The organism is Rathayibacter sp. AY1E3, from assembly GCF_002932235.1.
Taxonomy (GTDB): Bacteria; Actinomycetota; Actinomycetes; order Actinomycetales; family Microbacteriaceae; genus Rathayibacter.
This window is the reverse complement of record NZ_PSVN01000007.1, coordinates 61,574-78,315: the sequence shown is the minus strand read 5'-3', so window position 1 is coordinate 78,315 and position 16,742 is coordinate 61,574. Positions and strand designations below refer to the sequence as shown.

Sequence of the window (16,742 nt, the reverse complement as noted above, 5' to 3'; positions counted from 1 at the left end):
CTCTTGTCGTCGGGGTCATCGCGGTGGTCCTCCGCGGTCCCAGTAATCGCGCCATACCTCGTTGTAGGAGCGGGTTGTCGCAGATGGTTCGAGATGGGTGAAGGCGTCGCTTACGTACCGCAGCCGGTCCTGCTCGGGCCCACTCACGGATACCTCGACGAGAGCGAGGCGATGCCGTTCACCCTGGGTCAGAGCGAAAGTAATCTCGTTCGTCGTGATCGTGAAGGTGTCCGAACCTTCGATGCGACCTTTGACCTCGATGTAGTGGATGAAACCACTTCGGTCGGTGGACTGAATATCGTAGCCAGGGTTATTCCGCGGCATCTCAATTGGTTCACGTCCGAGCGCTTTCTCGGCCGCGAGGACAGCTTGAACCGCTCGACGTTCGACGGCCTCCGTGTCGCGTGCGAAGGTGTGAGCGCCGACGTTGGCATCTTCAGCCGTGATGAGATCGCTAGGCACGACGAGCGCGGCTCCTCGGACTACCGCAGGTACGGCGACCAGATTTGTCGCCTGGTCGAGCTGTTCGAGCCGTTCGCTCAGTCGGTCGTCGAGCTGACGGGCACGCACCAATGCGGTTTCGGCGCGAAGCCTTCCAACGGTACCTCCGCGTTCGAGCGCTTCGAGACGGTTGTGCTCGCGATCCCAGTGATTGATCTCTGCGAACAGACGGTCCTTCACTTGCGCGCGAGTGCGGGCGGTCTCGATGTCGAGCCGTGCCTTGATCTCCTCCATGCGGGGCTGGAGCCCGTCGCGGTATGCCCTGGCTCGCAGGAGCTTTTCGTGGTTCTGCCTCGCCCAGTCACTTCGAGCGATCTCGCTGATCACCTCGGCTTCAGCCGCATCGGGCCGGTCGTAGTCGAGATAGGGCGGCGCACCGGAGGAGGTCACTTTGCCATCTTGTTCGAGGAGCGGGTAATCGAAGTGATGCGAGATGGTGTCAGGCTCGCTTGCAGTGTTCTCGATGCGCTGCTCAACGCTGAACATCAATGTCGGCGTAGCGGACTGCGTATTGCGTCGGTCGACGAACACGGTGCCTCGCTTGAGCGTCGGTCCGAGGTCGTCGATGGTCGTTTCGATGACTGCGTCCAGCAGCGGGTGGCCCGGTGCGATGAGTGAGGCATCGGCCAACCCTTCAGGGTTCCTGCGCGTGAGTTCGAACGTGATGCGTTCGTACTGCTCGGCGACTGGCGCCCACCGGTTGAGGCGGCGGGCTCCGTCGATCACGCGGGCTGGGACGCGCGTGATCTCGTAGCGTCCCTTCTCACGCTTACGGACTCGCCCGCCGAGGCGCTCAAACGCGGGGAGGAAGAACGCAGCGATGTAGCCGGGCTGAAGGCGGCGTTCACGAGCCATCTCCATGTGCGCGCGAACTTCCTCAAGGTTGAGCGCGCTGAACATTTCGGGGTGCAGCGCACGTTCGGCGAGCATCTCGTCGAGCCCGTGGGAGACTCCCGCGTCGATGATGTGGTCGAGCTTGGCCTTGATCTGAGGCTGGTCGCCGTACCGGATCGCCTCGATCAGGAGATCTCGCAGCGATCGCTCCTGGAAGGCGTCGGCGTCACCGAGCACGTTGAAGAGGTTGCCGTTGTACGCGATCGACATCTGGTCGATCTTCGCCAGTAGCCGGGTGAACACGTCACCTTCGCGGGTGTCCTTAGCGACCATGTTCCAGAGGTGGCAGACCTCGCGCTGGCCGATGCGGTGGATGCGGCCGAAGCGCTGTTCGATGCGGTTCGGGTTCCACGGCAGGTCGTAGTTCACCATCAAGTGCGCGCGTTGAAGATTCAGTCCCTCACCGGCGGCGTCGGTGGCGAGCAAGACGACAGCGTCGCGATTATGAGTGAAGCGCTCGCGAGCGATCTTGCGATCTTCGCGGCGGGTCCCGCCATGGATCGTGAGGACGGAGTCGGCGCGGCCGAACTGCGCGGTGATCTTGGTCGTGAGGTAGTCGAGGGTGTCGCGATGCTCCGTGAAGATGATGATCTTGCGGGATTCGCCCGATCCGTCGTGAGTGAGGAGCTGCTCATCGAGGATGGTGCGCAGTTGCACCCATTTCTTGTCATCGTCATGCAGCCTGACCCGCCGCGCAGCCTTGATGAGGTCTTCGAGGATCGCGATCTCGGCGCGTAACTCGGGGATCGTCTGTGCAGCTGTGGCGAGGTCGACGACCTGATCCGCTTGGGCCTCGAACTGCGCACGTTCGTCGTCGGTGGTCTCCTCGTCGTAGTCTTCGAACTCGTCGAGCGAGAGCGCCGGAAGTGCATCGCTACCGAAGTCAAGTGTGGTCTTGCCGGTGGTCCATTCGTCGATGTGGGAGGAGATCGAGACGCCGAACCGCGCTTCGTCGGTGATTCGCTGCATCTCACGCAACTTGGTGTCCAGTCGCTGTTGGCGCCGTTCCAGCGAACGCAGGATGGCCTCGGGGCTGGACGCGAGACGCCGTTGCAGTACGGTGAGTGCGAAGCCGACGTTGTTGCCGCGCTTCTTGTCACCGGCCTGGGCGATCCGCTCGGCTCGCCCCATCTCTGTGCGGACGTAGTCAGTGACCAGCTCGTACAGTTCTCGCTCTGCTGGGCTCAGCTCGTACTCGACGGTGTACGCCTTGCGCTCCGGGAACAGAGGCTTGCCTTCGAAGGTGAGCAGATCTTCCTTGACCATGCGGCGCATCAACCCGTGTGTGTCGGTGCGGTGCACGCCCTGCCGGAACTGGCCTTCGAAGCGGTCGCGATCCAGCAGCGACATGAACAGCTGGAAGTCTTCTTCCTTGCCCGCGTGTGGGGTCGCGGTCATCAGCAGGAAGTTGTGTGCAGTGTCCGCGAGCAGACGTCCGAGCTTGAAGCGTTTGGTCTCATCGACCTCACCCGCCCACGACGAGTAATGCGCTGACATGCGGTGCGCCTCATCGACCACCGCGACATCCCAGGTAACCTCACCGAGCTGTTCGATGAGGTCTTCACTGCGCGAAAGCTGATCCATTCGTGCGATCAGGAAGTCATGCTCGGCGAAGACGTTGCGACCTTGGGCATCGTCGACCATTTGGCGGCTGAAGACTTCGAAGCGCAGATCAAACTTCTGCGACAGTTCCTCACGCCATTGCTCAACCAGCCCACCCGGGGCAACGATGATCGCCCGATCACAGTCGGATCGCAGGATCAGCTCTTTCAGGTACAGCCCCGCCATGATCGTCTTCCCGGCACCGGGGTCGTCAGCGAGCAGGAACCGGAGCGGGATCCGGGGAAGTAGTTCCTCGTAGACCGCGCGAATCTGGTGCGGGAGCGGATCGACGTCCGAGCTGTTGACCGCGACCATCGGGTCGTAGAGCGCTGCGTACTTGATCCGCAGCGCTTCGGCCGCCAACCGGAACTCGTCGGGATCGGCATCGTAAGGCGGAGCCGAATCGAAGTCACCCGCTACTTCGAACCGTGCAGCATCCGAGTCGGTGATCGCCCTGGCGCCACTTCCCCCGGAGTCGTCGCGGTAGAAGACCTCGAATAGTTCAGCGTCGATCGGGTCGATTGCGATCAGGGTCACGGTCTGCCCGGGCACCAGGCCGAGGAGCCGCTGACCCGCGCGCAGCGATGATAGCGTCAACGTCGTGTCGGTCACGGTGCCTCCTTCCGGAAACTGGGCAGTAGATCAGGATATGAGGAACCACCGACTTTGATCGCCGGTGGCTCTGGGTTGCGCGTTCGGTACGGTCAGCTGGGTACCGCCTCGTCAGATGCAGCCGCGCCGCCACGGCGCACCCAGTCGACGGCCTCGCTTGCCTGGAACTTCCAAAGACGCCCGATCTTGTGGGCGGGCATGCTCTTCTCGGCGATCCAGGTGTAGACGGTGTCCTTGGTGACCCCGAGATGGGAGGCAATGTCATCGGCAGACAGCCACGGCTCAGTCACATCCGGCCTCCCTCATTGGTCCGCGCAGACCGTCACTGCCGATGATATCGAAGCTGTGCCTGTTGAGTCGGGTGTTTCCGGGCGTGGTCGGCCTATTACTTGTTCGATGCCGAAGCTGACGCGCATGTCAGCGTGACGTGAACTCGGACAACCAACCCGCAACGGCGTCGCGCCATCGGGCAGCGTCCGAGTTCCAGCCGAGCGTATGACCTGCGTCGAACGCTGCGAGCGTGACGAGGTCCGGGCGTGAATCACGCAGCACTTCTGACACGTTCAGCGGCACGGAGTCATCTCGATCGCCTTGCAAGATCAGCGTCGGTACTGTGAGTTCGTTCGCGTGCGCGATCCAGTTCATCTCGTTGAACGGCACAGGATCGGGGAGACCGATGGTGCGCGCGAGTGGCCGCACTGTGAGCCATGGAATCGCAAGGACCCCGGCGCTTCGTGGGAGCCCCGCACGCTGGCAATTGGCCTTGATGACCTCCGTCCAGTTGAGAACCGGCGAGTCGAGTACGAGCCCGGCAGCCAGTGGACCGTACGAAGGTCGATGCGCGATCTGGAGCGCGATCGCAGCACCCATCGACCAGCCGAACAGCACGATGCGTTCTGCTCCGCGGCGAACTGCGTACCCGATCGCTTCCTCTAGGTCGTCGACCTCGGTGGCACCGAGTGTCGTGCGGCCGGTTCCGCCGCGCGGACCTTCGCCGTCGTTTCGATAGGTCACGACCAGCGACGTGTACCCAAGTTCCGTGGCGATTTGTACGCCGCGAAGCGTGCCCGCTCGGGTGCTGCCGAGGCCGTGGATATGGATCGCCCACGTTGAGAGGTCGCCATCGATCTTCCAGGCGGGGGCGTACCCGCCAGCCGTGCTGATCTTGACTTCGCGGGCTTCGAGCCCTGCGTCGATTGGCGTCGCGAAGTAGATGCCGCTCCACGAGGCTCGGTCGCCGACACGAGGGGTGAGTCCTGCCGAACAGCCAGTGACAGTCCGGGAGACCTGGTCTGTGCCGTGATCCTGAACGTCATCGTCGAGCTGCACCCATCCGCCACGCTCGAACCAGAGGTTGTAGATGCCGACCGCTTCGGTGGCGCGTGTGCGGTCGAGCACGATCCCGAGCAGGTCTCCGCGGTCTTCGATATCGCGGATGACGAGGTTGAAGGTTCGAGGGCCGACCGGCGCGGTGAGCTTTCGGGCAATGCCCCAGCCGAGCACGGCAGCGCATGCGCCGAGCACTGCCGAGCTGATCCCGATGCACCTGCCGATGAACCGCTTTGCGCTCATGATCGCCCCGTCTCGCGACTATCAGCTCCGGTCTTGTTGCCCTTCGCCGTTGGAGCCTTCACGCCGAGCAGGTGGCGCTCAGCCCGCACCAGCAATGAAACTCGAACCGAGCTTCCACAACCTGGTCATGTACCGCGCCACCGCCGAACGAGCGTATGAACGCTTCGCGAAGGGCGACAGCTTCGTCGCTGAGGGCTACTCCCACGAGTACGCCTATCAGCGCGACGGCCAGAAGGTCGAAGGCGAAGAGTTCGTCGCGAAGAAGATCGGGCATGACACCGCGCGCACGCAGTACAGCGTCGACCGCAGTTCCCGCGCCGCAACGCACGAAGCACCGTCCAGGGAGCAGAGCCGAGCGTTCGACGCCCCTCGACAGCGGCCGAGCACTGAAGCTCCGACCCTCAGCCGCTGAGACACCGCAGGAGCGAGATCATGAATGACCGCGAAGTACCGGGCGACGCCTTCGACGACGTGCCCGAGACCAACTTCGAGCCAGAACCCGCAGCCGTGCCACCGCACCCAGTGAACTGGAACCTGCTCACCGCCCACGACCTTGAGCAAGAACTGCTCGAACTCAACCGCTGGGTGAACTGGCTGCGCCTGGAGTACGGCCTTCCCGCCTCGGAGGTTCCGCCACTGTGGCACCGCCACCCCGAAATCCTCTGGGAGCTATCGGCGCTCCACCTGCACTGGCTCTGCGCCTACGACCCCGACCAAGACGGATCCGCCCCACTCGGATGGCACCGCGATTTCGCCGACGCACGCGGCAGGCTCCGCGACTGGGTCGCAGCCTGTGGAACACGTCGCGATCGGGATCGACCGACATGTCGTGTCCCGTGGCCGGGCGAGAAGCGCGAGCAAGAGATCGTCGAGCAGGTATTCACCGACCGTGACGCCGACTTCGTGCAGTTCGTGCTCGACCAGGTCGCAGCGCGCCAGGCCGCAGAGGACGCGTTCTTCGCGAACATCGATCCCGAGACGGGCGAGGTGAGGGAATGATGTCTCGCTCGTACGAGAAGAAGACCGAACGTCGCAGCCGCGAGGAGCGGAGTCTGTCGATTCGCGTAGAGCATCGGCCGCAACCCGACGCGCAGATGCTCACGCAGCTGCTCATTCGCTTCGCCCTCCAAGACGCGGGGGAGGCCCGCGCGGCGAGCATCGTTGGACGAACTTCCCTGGCGAGTGCCAGCACCTCCCCGTAGAATATGGGTGTTCGCCGTTGAGGTGGATGTTGTGGTCCCAAACCCTCTGTACCTCGGTGCGGAGCACGTATAACGTGGCCGTTCTGGCCTAGTCCTAAAGCCTTCGGGCTCTTCTCACGATCAACATTCGCAGTTGACAACTCCGCGGTGGACGTTCTGGACCACCAACGCGGAGAAGAGCTATGACGACCTCTACGATCGACCGGCGCGCGGTCGATGATCTCGTGCATCCCTCGATGCCTTCTGGCGGCGCGGTCGCCGTCACCTACCTGCGCGTCTCGACCAAGGAACAGGCCGAGACGGGCGGCACTGACGAGGGGTACTCGATCCCGGCACAGCGGCAAGCCAATCGTCGCAAGGCCGAGCAACTCGGTGCAACCGTGATCGAAGAGTTCGTCGACGCTGGCGAGTCTGCGCGTAAGGCCGACCGGCCCGAGCTGATGCGGATGATCAAGTACGTCGCCGAGCACCCGGTGAACTACTGCATCGTGCACAAGGTCGACCGCCTCGCACGCACCCGAGCCGATGACGTCACGATTCATCTCGCGCTTCGTGACGCCGGGGTGATGCTGGTGTCGGCGAGTGAGAACATCGATGAGACCCCGTCGGGGATGCTTCTGCACGGCATCATGTCGTCGATCGCGGAGTTCTACTCACGCAATCTCGCCACCGAAACCGTGAAGGGTCTCTCGCAGAAGGCTGCGCAGGGCGGCACCCCGAACCGCGCCCCGATCGGGTACACGAACGTCGGAATCCGTGACGAGCGGGGCCGAGAGATCCGCACGGTTGTCGTCGATACGGAACGGGCCGAACTCGTCACCTGGGCATTCCAGGTGTACGCGTCGGGGCAGTGGACAACGTCGCAGTTGCATCGCGAACTCGTCGCGCGGGGTCTGACGAGTCCGCCGACGCCGAAGCGGCCGTCGAAGCCGATCGCGTTGTCGACGATGCACCGCATTTTGACGAACCCGTACTACAAGGGCGACGTGCGCTACGGAGGTGCGACTTACAAGGGAACGCACACGCCGATCGTGGCGAAAGAGGTCTGGTATCAGGTGCAGACGGTGCTGGATGCGCACAACTCCGCGGCCGATGCGACCCAGGTGCACGACCACTATCTGAAGGGGACCGTGTATTGCGGGCAGTGCGGCGAGCGGCTCATCATCACGAACGCGCGGAACCGGCACGGCAAGGTCTATCCGTACTTTGTCTGTTCGGGCAGACACTCCGGGAAGAACGCGTGCACGCGGCAGGCGATGCTCATCGAAGATGTCGAGCACCTGATCGAGCGCTACTACGAGACGATCCAAGTGAGTGACGAGATCCGTCAGAGCTTGGCGGGCATGCTGCACGCTGAGTTTGATCAGCTCATGGCGTCGGAGTCGAAGGAACTCAATCGGCTGGCGACCGAGCGGGATCGCCTCGAAGACGAGCGAGTGAAGGTGTTGCAGGCGCACTATGCGGGGGCGGTGCCGCTCGATCTGTTGAAGATCGAGCAGGATCGCATCAGTGCCGGTCTGAAGAACATCGAGAATCGGATCGCCGCGCACCATGAGGAGTACGCGTCGGCGCGCGCGAACGTGGATGACTCGCTCGGGTTGCTCGCGAAGGTCGCTGGCATCTACCAGCGCTGTGATGATGCGAACCGGCGGCTCTGCAACCAAACGTTCTTCACGAGGATCTTCATCGACGAGGACCGTGAGACCCGGGTTGAGTACGAGCGGCCGTTCGGGTCGCTGTGCAACGCGGAGGAGCAGGCGAACGCGCTGAACTGGGCAGCTGCGGCGTGCTCCGGGAAAAAGAAAAGTGGTGAGGTTCAGACCTTCGCGAGAGTGGAGACTCTCGTCGAGGGTTTGAACCTCACCACATCAGGGTGAGTAACGGGGCTCGAACCCGCGACCTCCTAGACCACAACCAGGCGCTCTGCCAACTGAGCTATACCCACCAGGAGCGTGTTCCGGCGGGGTGACCCGCCGAAGCAACTGTACGAGAGTACTACATCCGCGAGGCGAACTCGTCCACGACGGCGGCCGACACGGCCTGCACCTCGGCGGTGCTCGGCCCCGGCTGCTCCACGAACACGGCACGGCGGTAGTACTGCAGCTCTCGGATGCTCTCGAGGATGTCGGCGAGAGCGCGGTGTCCGCCGTGCTTCTTGGGCGCGTTGAAGTAGATGCGCGGGAACCAGCGCCGTGCCAGCTCCTTGATCGTGCTGACGTCGACGTTGCGGTAGTGCAGGTGGCCGTCGAGACGCGGCATGAACTTCGCGAGGAAGGCGCGGTCGGTGCCGATCGAGTTGCCGGCGAGGGGGGCCTGCTGCTCCGCCGGGACGTGCCTCAGCACGTACTCCAGCACCTCGTACTCGGCCTCCGCGACGCTGACGCCGGAGGGGATCTCGACCAGCAGCCCGGAGGTCTCGTGCATCGACCGGACGAAGTCGCCCATGTTCTCGAGCGCGGTCGCGTCGGGCCGGATGACGAGGGAGAGCCCCTCGTCGAGCGGGTTCAGCTCGAAGTCGGTGACGACGACGGCGATCTCGACGAGCTCGTCGACGGAGAGGTCGAGCCCCGTCATCTCGCAGTCGATCCAGACAAGACGGTCGGGGGCGCTACTCATGCGGGGCAGTCTATCGGCGGCCGCCGACACCCGGTCCGGCCGCCTCGCTCCTCCTACACTGGACCCTCGTGATCACGCTCGCCTGCTGCCTCCTCATCGTCAACGCCGTGTGGAACGCGATCGTCTGGCCGCCCTTCCTCCGCCGCGTCCGCAAGGACCCGCGGGCGCGCGACGCGGACGGCCGCGCGACGACCTTCCTCCGCGTGCACACGGTGCTCATCGGCGTGTCGCTCGCCCTCGCCGTGGTCTCCCTCGTCGTGGGAGTGCTGGGACTCGTCCGGGGCGCCTAGGCCCCGGCGGGCGCGGCCTCTGTGCTTCGGTATCGTGGTCGGAGTCCGCCCCCGTAGCTCAGCGGATAGAGCAGGAGCCTTCTAATCTCTTGGTCGCAGGTTCGATTCCTGCCGGGGGCACCATCGGATCGGGAGCGCGCCGGTCGCCGTCCCTAGTCTTGTCCCGGTGGCGTGCGGATCAGCGTCGACGCCTCGCGCCCGTCCTTCGACCGCGTCGCGGCCTCTCCTCGGGCGGCGCTGCGCTCCTCCGAGGAGTGACGCCCGGCACCCACGGGGTCTTCCTCCGCTCCGGTGACCCTCGGACGAGGACTCGCGGTCGCTCCACCAGTAACACACCGGCAAATCGGAGGCAACACCGGCGTGTTTCCCACCCGAAGTCGTTTGAGTGTCATTCAGGCACCTAGTCTTGGGGTGTCCGGAATTACAACGACGTAACGAACGGAGGTACGACCATGCTGCTCCTCGCCATCCTCGGTGGAATCGCCGTCGCGTGGACGATCGTCGCGGCGCCCCTCGCCGTACTGGTCGGCCGAGTCGCCCGTGCACGTGATGCACACATTTAGTCAGTACACGCACCGCCCGCACCACGGAGAAGGCCCCGATCGCACTCGCGATCGGGGCCTTCTTCTCGTGGTCGGGAGCACTCAGACCGAGCTGCGCTCCTGGCCTCGGTCGTCGTCCGAGTCGGACCGCTCGAACCGGGCCTCGTCCGCCCGGACGACCGCCTCGTCGTCGGCCGGCACGTCGTCGCGGTCTCCGTCGGCCGGCACGTCGGCGCGGTCTCCGTCGGCCGGAGCCGACGGCGTCGCGTCGTGCTCCGCGTCCGGCTGCGGCTCGGCGGCAGGAGCCGAGCGCTGCGGGTCGACGGGCGGCAGCTCCTCCACGGGACGCTCGCGCGACGGCACCTCCAGGCGGTCGACGTCGGCGAGCAGGCGGCGGGTCTCCTCCTGCGAGGCGTCCCCGGCCGACGCGGGGAGGACGATCGTGGGCGTCTGCGGGGCTGCAGAGCCGGAGGCGGAGCCCGCGCCGACGACGACCGGTGGGACGGCGGTCGGTGCGGCGGCCGGGGGAGCGGTGCGCTGGGGAGCGGCCTCGGCGGTGCTCGCGGCCCGATCGGACGACGGAGCGGACTCGGCGGAGCGGTCTCGACCCGTCTCCGAGAAGCGCCAGCGCTCGAGGTCGGCGAGGAAGGCCTTCCGGGCGCGCCCGGGCTTGTCCCGCCACTGCACGAGGCGGTCGCGGAACTCGCCCACGCTCGCCTGCGTCTGGTAGCCGCCGGTGCTCGACGTGTGCTTCAGCTCGGCGAGCTCGTGAGCGGCCCAGTTGGCCGCGACGCCGGAGCCCTTGACGGGCAGGAGGCGGAGGTGCGTCTCGGCCTGCGCGGACGCGCGGTCGCTGAGGACGCGCTCCGGGCTGCTGAGGACGTTCCAGGCCGAGGCGTCGACCGCGGCGTCGACGAGCGTCGCGATGACCGCGTTCTTCCGCTCGTGATCCTGCTGACGGATGAGGCGCGCGATGGACGCTCGGAAGACGGAGGCGATCACGATCGCTCCGACCACCACGGCCAGCAGGACCACAGCGGCCGTGAAGACCGCCTGGTGCCCGTCGCTCGTGCGGATCCAGGACATGAACTCGTTCCACCACTGCATGGGGCGAACGCTATCCGGGGCGGTCGCCGCGGCCCGGTCGGCACGCCGCCGACCGGGCGGATCGGCGCGTCAGGCGACGCGGAAGACCTCGATCGCGTCGTCGACGCTCCAGAACTCGCCGAGCTCGGCGCCGGCGGGCATGCCCGCCCGCAGCAGCCTGGCGCGGTACCGCTCGCCGAGCGGATCCTCGACCAGCTCGATGTGACCGACCACGGCGCCCGAGCCGGTGCTCACGCGCCACAGCCGGGCGTTGACCCGGGTGAGCGTCGGCGGGGTGCGGGTGGCGTGCAGCGTGGACAGGGACATCGGTTCCTCCTGCTCGAGTCTCGGAGCACCCACCGGCCGAGTGCTGTCGCAGACTACGGCCGACCACCGACATCCCCGCCGGGGCGTCAGCGCAAGGTCGTGCCGTGCACCGCGAACTCCTCGATCGCGTCGATCTCCTCCTGCGAGAGGGGGCCGGCGTCCAGCGCGGCGACGTTCTGCTCGAGCTGCGCGACGCTCGACGCGCCGATGATGGCGCTCGTGACGGTGGGCACCCGGAGCACCCAGCTCAGGGCGAGCTGGGCCAGCGACTGGCCGCGCTGCTGCGCGATCGCGTTCAGGCCGCGGGCCCGTTCCAGGTACGCCTCGTCGATCCGGTCGGAGGAGAGGAAGCGCGACGTCGCCGCACGGGACCCCTCCGGCACGGTGCCGTCGAGGTAGCGGTCCGTCAGGAGCCCCTGCGCCAGCGGCGAGAAGACGATGCAGCCGGTGCCGAGCTCGTCGAGCACGGGGAAGAGGCCGTCTTCGGGTCCGCGGTCGAAGAGCGAGTAGCGGGGCTGGTGCAGGAGGAGCGGCACTCCGCTGCCCGCCAGTGCCGCCTGCGCGGCCCGGGTCTGCTCGGGCGAGTAGTTCGAGATGCCGGCGTAGAGCGCCTTGCCCGACTCCACCGCCGAGACGAGAGCGCCCATGGTCTCCTCGATCGGAGTCTCCGGGTCCGGCCGGTGCGAGTAGAAGACGTCCACGTAGTCGACGCCGATCCGCTGCAGGCTCTGGTCGAGCGAGGAGAGCAGGTACTTGCGCGAGCCGCCGTCCCCGTACGGGCCGGGCCACATGTCGTATCCGGCCTTGGACGAGATGACGATCTCGTCGCGGTACGGGCGGAGGTCCTCCGCGAGGATGCGGCCGAAGGCCGTCTCGGCGGCGCCGTAGGGCGGTCCGTAGTTGTTCGCGAGGTCGAAGTGGGTGACGCCCAGGTCGAACGCGCGGCGGAGGATCGCGCGCTGCGTGTCGAGGGAGCGGTCGGATCCGAAGTTGTGCCAGAGGCCCAGCGACAGGGCGGGCAGCAGCAGGCCGCTCCGTCCGGTGCGTCGGTAGTCCATGCGGTCGTAGCGGGCGGGGGCGGCGTCGTAGCTCACGCCGCGACTTTATTGCAGGGGGCGGATCCGCGGAATGCAGGGGGCGGTGAGCGTGTTGGACCGACTGACGCCTCCGGCACCCCGGACGCGTCGACGCGACAGGAAGTGAGTCACACGCAATGCGCACATTCGTACTCGCCGGAGGATGCTTCTGGTGTCTGGACGCCGTCTACCGCGTCCTCGACGGCGTGACCGACGTCGTCTCCGGCTACACCGGCGGCCGCACGACCGAGCCCGACTACGAGGACGTCTGCTCCGGGCGCACCGGCCACGCCGAGGCCGTCGCCGTCACCTTCGACCCCGAGGTCATCCCCGAGCAGGTCGTCCTCGACGTCTTCTTCACCCTGCACGACCCGCGACAGCTGAACCGCCAGGGCAACGACGTCGGCACGCAGTACCGCTCGGCGATGTTCTACTCCTCCGACGAGGAGAAGGAGCTGTTCGAGACCGCGCGCGACCGTGCGTCCGAGTGGTGGGACGGCCCGATCGTCACCGAGATCTCGCCGCTGGGCGTCTACTACCCCGCCGAGGACTACCACCAGGACTTCTTCGCGAAGAACCCGGGCCAGGGCTACTGCATGGCGGTCGCACTGCCCAAGGTGAACAAGATCCGCAAGTCCTACTCGAGGTACATCACCGCGTCGTAACGCTCCTCCACAAGGGACGATCCGCTCGTCCTCTCCCCAGAAGGGCCCGCCTCCACCTCGGAGGCGGGCCCTTCGTCGCGACACTGGCCCTGCGGCGCCCGAGCGGTACCAGCCCCCTCCGCCCGGGCGCCGTGCCCGTCGCAGCCGTGGCGGGGCAGGAGTAGAGAGGACACGACCATGACCGACACCCTGACCGTCATCGGGACCATCGGCACCGAGCCCCGGAGCATCGACACCTCCAGCGGCACCGCGATGACCAGCTTCCGGCTCGCCTCGACGCAGCGGCGCTACGACCGCTCGGAGCAGCGCTGGGTCGACGTCTCGACCAACTGGTACACCGTCACCGCGTTCAACGGCCTGGCCGGCAACGCGCTGTCCTCCCTGTCGCGCGGCGACCGGATCCTCGTCACCGGGCGGCTCGGGGTGAGGGCCTGGGAGGCGGGAGGCAAGGCCGGTACCGATGTGGTCCTCACGGCCGAGGGCATCGGGCACGACCTCGCCTGGGGGACCAGCAGCTTCACGAAGACCGTCGGGCGCGCCTCTGCTCCCGCCCCTGCCGCCGAGCCCGCGTGGAGCGAGGAGGCGCCGCGCGAGGGCGCCGCGGCGGGGGACTGGGGCGCGGCGGGCCATGCCCGCGGTGATGCCGCACCCGAGCCGCCGGTGGCGGCGGGCGTCGGCGGAGGCGCTCCCGGTCTCTCGGTAGGATCCGGGGAGACCCCGTTCTGATCCGGGGGACCGGAGCGAGAGCCGTCCCGGTCGGGAGGAGCCGGGCGTGACACGGAACCGAGCGGCCCGCATCGCGCTCGTGCTCGGCGGTCTCGCCGTCTGCCTCTCCGGTTGCACGTCGCCGTCGGCGCCGGACCCCGTGGTGTCCTCCTCCGCGGCCGAGGCGCCGGCACCGGCGGAGTCCGCCGCACCCGTCGCCTTCGTGCCGGGCGGGACGACGGAGCAGAACCTCCCCGTGTTCGAGCAGACCCTTCGCGCGGCGGCCGAGCCCGATCCGGAGGTGAGCGGCTCCAGCGTGGTCGACGCGCTCGTCGCGGCGGGGTTCTCCCGCGAGTCGATGCAGCTGACAGCGGACGAGACCTCGGTCGGACTCGACGCGGACTCGGTGCAGGTCTCCGTCAAGCTCGGGGAGTCGTGCCTCATCGGCCAGTACGGCCCGAAGAGCGGCGGGGTGCGGGCGGTGATCGCGGCACCGATCGCGACCGGCGCCTGCCTGGTCGGCCGGACCGTACCGATCCAGCGCTGACGCGCTCGCCTCGACCGGGGTCCGCTCTGCCATGCGCCCCGGTCGGGGTCGGAAGGGACGAAAGGATCCTCGACAAGGCCCCTCGCCCGTCGAGTCCGAGAGCGCCCGGTGTTCGCCCGACGCTCCTGCAGGACCACTCCGACCGGTGCGGATCCGAGCGTGAGCACAGCCTCGTGCGAGCGGACCGGTCGACGATCCCGGTGGTCGGCGGCGCCCTCCCCTCCCCGGGATGCCGCTCCGCACGGTTAGGCTGCCCTGACCGACACGTGGGCCCCAGCGCGGGCACCGCGACGGACGTGCCGACAGGAGTGCTCGGCACGAGGACCACGACGAGGGGGAACTCGCCATGACCACATCCCGACCGCAGACGACGACGCGAGCGAGGTGGAGGCGCGCCGCCATCGCGGTCGCGAGCACGGCAGCCGTCGTTCTCGGAGTGACGACAGGAGCCGGAGCGGCTGCCGCCGAGCAGGAGCGTCTGTCCGCGCAGGTCAGTCCCTATAACTGGTCGACGACGGAGACCTTCTCGGCCGCCCAGACCGCTGCCGTCGCGGGCGACGTCACCGGGCTCGACGTCACGCTCTCCGACTCCGCTCGGCCGACGGGACCGTACCCGGCGTTCACGACCTACAACTGGGCCATCGGAGACTACGACCTCGCCGGGTCGGCGACCCTCGCGTCCGGAAGTCGCAGCTTCCGCATCGACCTGAAGCAGCCCCTCGCCTCGTTCGGCAGTGGAACCGTCGCTCTGCAGATCACTGCGCAGAAGCAGCCGATCAAGAACCCCGAGGAGCCGATCGGCCAGCCGGTCGACAGCGGCTACGAGCTGACCACGTCGGCCACCCTCTCCGTCGCCGAAGCCTCCGGCAGCGGCGGCGTCGGCGGGGTCGACCTCAGCGGGACCGCGCAGACGCTGCAGCGGAGCGCCGCGTACTTCGCGTACAAGAAGGACGTCGACGTCGTGGAGGTCAAGGGCGGCGACACCGTCGTCCTCGAGTCCAACCGGGACGGCTTCTACGACCTCCAGGGGCTCGCCGCCTACGTCGGTCCCAGCAGGACCGAGCGGATCCCCGCCCAGGTGGTCGCGGACAACGATCAGTCCAAGGTCACCGTGACGATCCCGTCCAGCGCCTACGACGCCTACAAGGACCGCGTGAGCAGCCTGCTCCAGGTCACCGGCATCAGCAACGGCAGGGTGGAGCAGCCCCGCGGAGCGACCATCACGTCGGACGCCGCGGTCCGTGTGACGGGAAGCGGAGCCACCACCCCGCCGGTCACGCCGTCCCCGACGGCCACCGCGACCACCGCGCCGGTCACGCCGACCCCGACCACTCCTCCGGTCACGCCCACGCCGACCGCAACGCCGACGGCCCCGCCCGCCGGCTCGCCGGTCGTCTCGCGCATCTCGGGCACCGACCGTCAGGGCACCGCGGTCGAGGTGTCCAAGCGCACCTTCCCGGCGAACGTCCCCGTCGTCTACGTCGCCACCGGGCAGAACTTCCCGGACGCGCTCAGCGCCGGACCCGCCGCGGCCAAGGCGGGCGGGCCGCTGCTCCTGGTCGACCGCGACTCGATGAGCCAGGTCGTCCGCACCGAGCTGACGCGCCTCAAGCCCGCGAAGATCGTCGTCGTCGGCTCCGAGCTCAGCGTCGGCAGCCAGGTCTACAACGACCTGGCCGGGTACGCGACGAACAGGAACATCACGCGCCTCGGCGGAGTCGACCGCTACGACACCTCGAAGCTGATCCTTCAGGACGCCTTCAGGGGCGGCTCCTCGAGGGCCTGGCTGGCGACGGGCGAGAAGTTCCCCGACGCTCTGAGCGCCAGCGCCGCGGCCGGCGCGAAGGACGCTCCGGTGGTGCTGACCAACGGAACCGGCTCCACGGTGGACCCCCTCACCCAGCAGATCATCAGCGGCCTCAAGGTCAGTAGCTTGACGATCGCGGGCTCCTCGCTCTCGGTCAGCGCCGGCATCGAGCGCTCGATCACGGGCCCGATGATCACCCGCATCGGCGGGACCGACCGGTACGACACCTCGGAGAAGCTGAACAAGGCGGCCTTCACCTCGGCGAAGACCGTCTACCTCGCGACCGGTGAGAAGTTCCCCGACGCCCTGGCCGGAGCCACGGCGGCGGGCTACACCGGGAGCCCGCTCTTCGCGGTCCAGCCCACCTGCGTGCCCCGGGCGGTCCTCGCCGACATCACCGCGTCCAAGGCGACGCAGGTGATCCTGCTCGGCAGCACGGACACGCTGTCCGAGGCGGTGGAGCGCCTGACGCCCTGCAGCTGATCCGCACCGTCGTCCGCTGACGCGATCCGCCCTCCCCACCGGCCCGGCCGGAGCGGAGGGCGGTCCGCGTTCAGGCGCTCCCTCCGACGCGGACCGGCGAGTTCCCGTTATCCTCGACTGGTGCGGACGGTCCCGCGGCCTGCGCTCCGCGTCGGCCGGGGCCCGGCGTCCCGCCCCGGTCCGAGCCTCCGTCAGCGCCTCCGCGCGGAGCAGGG

Annotated in this window: 15 protein-coding genes and 2 tRNA genes; 9 read left to right on the top strand and 8 right to left on the bottom strand. The window is 67.5% G+C overall.

The window, feature by feature from the left end; all coding sequences use genetic code 11:
- Nucleotides 1-15 precede the first annotated feature (15 nt).
- The 3 genes from C5C53_RS07810 to C5C53_RS07800 form a co-directional block, all read right to left on the bottom strand.
- Nucleotides 16-3,609: a helicase-related protein gene (locus C5C53_RS07810; protein WP_104267245.1), complete on the bottom strand. Its 3,594-nt coding sequence runs from the start codon at nt 3,607-3,609 to the stop codon at nt 16-18.
- Between the two features lie 92 nt (nt 3,610-3,701).
- A complete protein-coding gene (locus C5C53_RS07805) occupies nt 3,702-3,899 on the bottom strand; it encodes a helix-turn-helix domain-containing protein (RefSeq protein ID WP_104267244.1) in 198 nt (65 codons plus the stop codon).
- Nucleotides 3,900-4,026: 127 nt separating this feature from the next.
- The gene (locus tag C5C53_RS07800) at nt 4,027-5,181 is read right to left on the bottom strand and encodes a S9 family peptidase (RefSeq protein WP_146084656.1); all 1,155 of its coding nucleotides are present in this window, start codon (nt 5,179-5,181) and stop codon (nt 4,027-4,029) included.
- 94 nt (nt 5,182-5,275) lie between these two features.
- Between C5C53_RS07800 and C5C53_RS07795 the strand changes: the two genes are divergently transcribed.
- From C5C53_RS07795 to C5C53_RS07780, 3 genes are all read left to right on the top strand, one after another.
- Nucleotides 5,276-5,593 carry a single-stranded DNA-binding protein gene (locus C5C53_RS07795; RefSeq protein WP_308470979.1) on the top strand — a complete coding sequence of 106 codons (318 nt, stop codon included), beginning with the start codon at nt 5,276-5,278 and terminating at the stop codon, nt 5,591-5,593.
- Nucleotides 5,594-5,613: 20 nt separating this feature from the next.
- Nucleotides 5,614-6,180: a hypothetical protein gene (locus tag C5C53_RS07790; RefSeq protein ID WP_104267243.1), complete on the top strand. Its 567-nt coding sequence runs from the start codon at nt 5,614-5,616 to the stop codon at nt 6,178-6,180.
- Between the two features lie 385 nt (nt 6,181-6,565).
- On the top strand, nt 6,566-8,260 hold the full coding sequence (locus tag C5C53_RS07780; protein ID WP_104267241.1) for a recombinase family protein: 1,695 nt from the start codon (nt 6,566-6,568) through the stop codon (nt 8,258-8,260).
- On the opposite strand, the gene C5C53_RS07775 is transcribed toward C5C53_RS07780, so the two are convergent.
- Both C5C53_RS07775 and orn read right to left on the bottom strand, forming a co-directional pair.
- Nucleotides 8,256-8,328: transfer RNA gene (locus tag C5C53_RS07775), tRNA-His, on the bottom strand. The genes C5C53_RS07780 and C5C53_RS07775 overlap by 5 nt on opposite strands.
- Before the next feature lie 50 nt (nt 8,329-8,378).
- Nucleotides 8,379-8,999 (bottom strand): oligoribonuclease, encoded by a 621-nt coding sequence (gene orn, locus C5C53_RS07770; RefSeq protein ID WP_104267240.1) that lies wholly within the window; start codon nt 8,997-8,999, stop codon nt 8,379-8,381.
- Between the two features lie 68 nt (nt 9,000-9,067).
- Between orn and C5C53_RS07765 the strand changes: the two genes are divergently transcribed.
- Together C5C53_RS07765 and C5C53_RS07760 are read left to right on the top strand one after the other, a co-directional pair.
- Nucleotides 9,068-9,289: an SCO4848 family membrane protein gene (locus C5C53_RS07765; protein WP_104223717.1), complete on the top strand. Its 222-nt coding sequence runs from the start codon at nt 9,068-9,070 to the stop codon at nt 9,287-9,289.
- Between the two features lie 47 nt (nt 9,290-9,336).
- Nucleotides 9,337-9,412, top strand: a tRNA-Arg gene (locus tag C5C53_RS07760).
- Nucleotides 9,413-9,933: 521 nt separating this feature from the next.
- Here the strand turns inward: C5C53_RS07760 and C5C53_RS07755 are convergent.
- The 3 genes from C5C53_RS07755 to C5C53_RS07745 all read right to left on the bottom strand — a co-directional run bounded on the left by C5C53_RS07755 (nt 9,934) and on the right by C5C53_RS07745 (nt 12,338).
- Complete coding sequence (locus C5C53_RS07755; RefSeq protein WP_104267239.1) at nt 9,934-10,938, bottom strand: hypothetical protein; 1,005 nt, start codon at nt 10,936-10,938, stop codon at nt 9,934-9,936.
- A 69-nt stretch (nt 10,939-11,007) separates the two neighbouring features.
- Nucleotides 11,008-11,244 carry a hypothetical protein gene (locus C5C53_RS17095; RefSeq protein WP_104223715.1) on the bottom strand — a complete coding sequence of 79 codons (237 nt, stop codon included), beginning with the start codon at nt 11,242-11,244 and terminating at the stop codon, nt 11,008-11,010.
- A gap of 86 nt (nt 11,245-11,330) precedes the next feature.
- Nucleotides 11,331-12,338 (bottom strand): aldo/keto reductase, encoded by a 1,008-nt coding sequence (locus C5C53_RS07745; RefSeq protein WP_104267238.1) that lies wholly within the window; start codon nt 12,336-12,338, stop codon nt 11,331-11,333.
- Nucleotides 12,339-12,457: 119 nt separating this feature from the next.
- Between C5C53_RS07745 and msrA the strand changes: the two genes are divergently transcribed.
- The 4 genes from msrA (at nt 12,458) to C5C53_RS07720 (ending at nt 16,527) form a co-directional block, all read left to right on the top strand.
- Nucleotides 12,458-12,985 (top strand): peptide-methionine (S)-S-oxide reductase MsrA, encoded by a 528-nt coding sequence (gene msrA, locus C5C53_RS07740; protein ID WP_104223713.1) that lies wholly within the window; start codon nt 12,458-12,460, stop codon nt 12,983-12,985.
- Between the two features lie 177 nt (nt 12,986-13,162).
- A complete protein-coding gene (locus C5C53_RS07730; protein ID WP_104267236.1) occupies nt 13,163-13,711 on the top strand; it encodes a single-stranded DNA-binding protein in 549 nt (182 codons plus the stop codon).
- A 46-nt stretch (nt 13,712-13,757) separates the two neighbouring features.
- Nucleotides 13,758-14,237 (top strand): DUF6993 domain-containing protein, encoded by a 480-nt coding sequence (locus C5C53_RS07725; protein WP_104262817.1) that lies wholly within the window; start codon nt 13,758-13,760, stop codon nt 14,235-14,237.
- Nucleotides 14,238-14,583: 346 nt separating this feature from the next.
- On the top strand, nt 14,584-16,527 hold the full coding sequence (locus C5C53_RS07720) for a cell wall-binding repeat-containing protein (protein WP_104267235.1): 1,944 nt from the start codon (nt 14,584-14,586) through the stop codon (nt 16,525-16,527).
- The last annotated feature ends 215 nt before the right edge of the window (nt 16,528-16,742 follow it).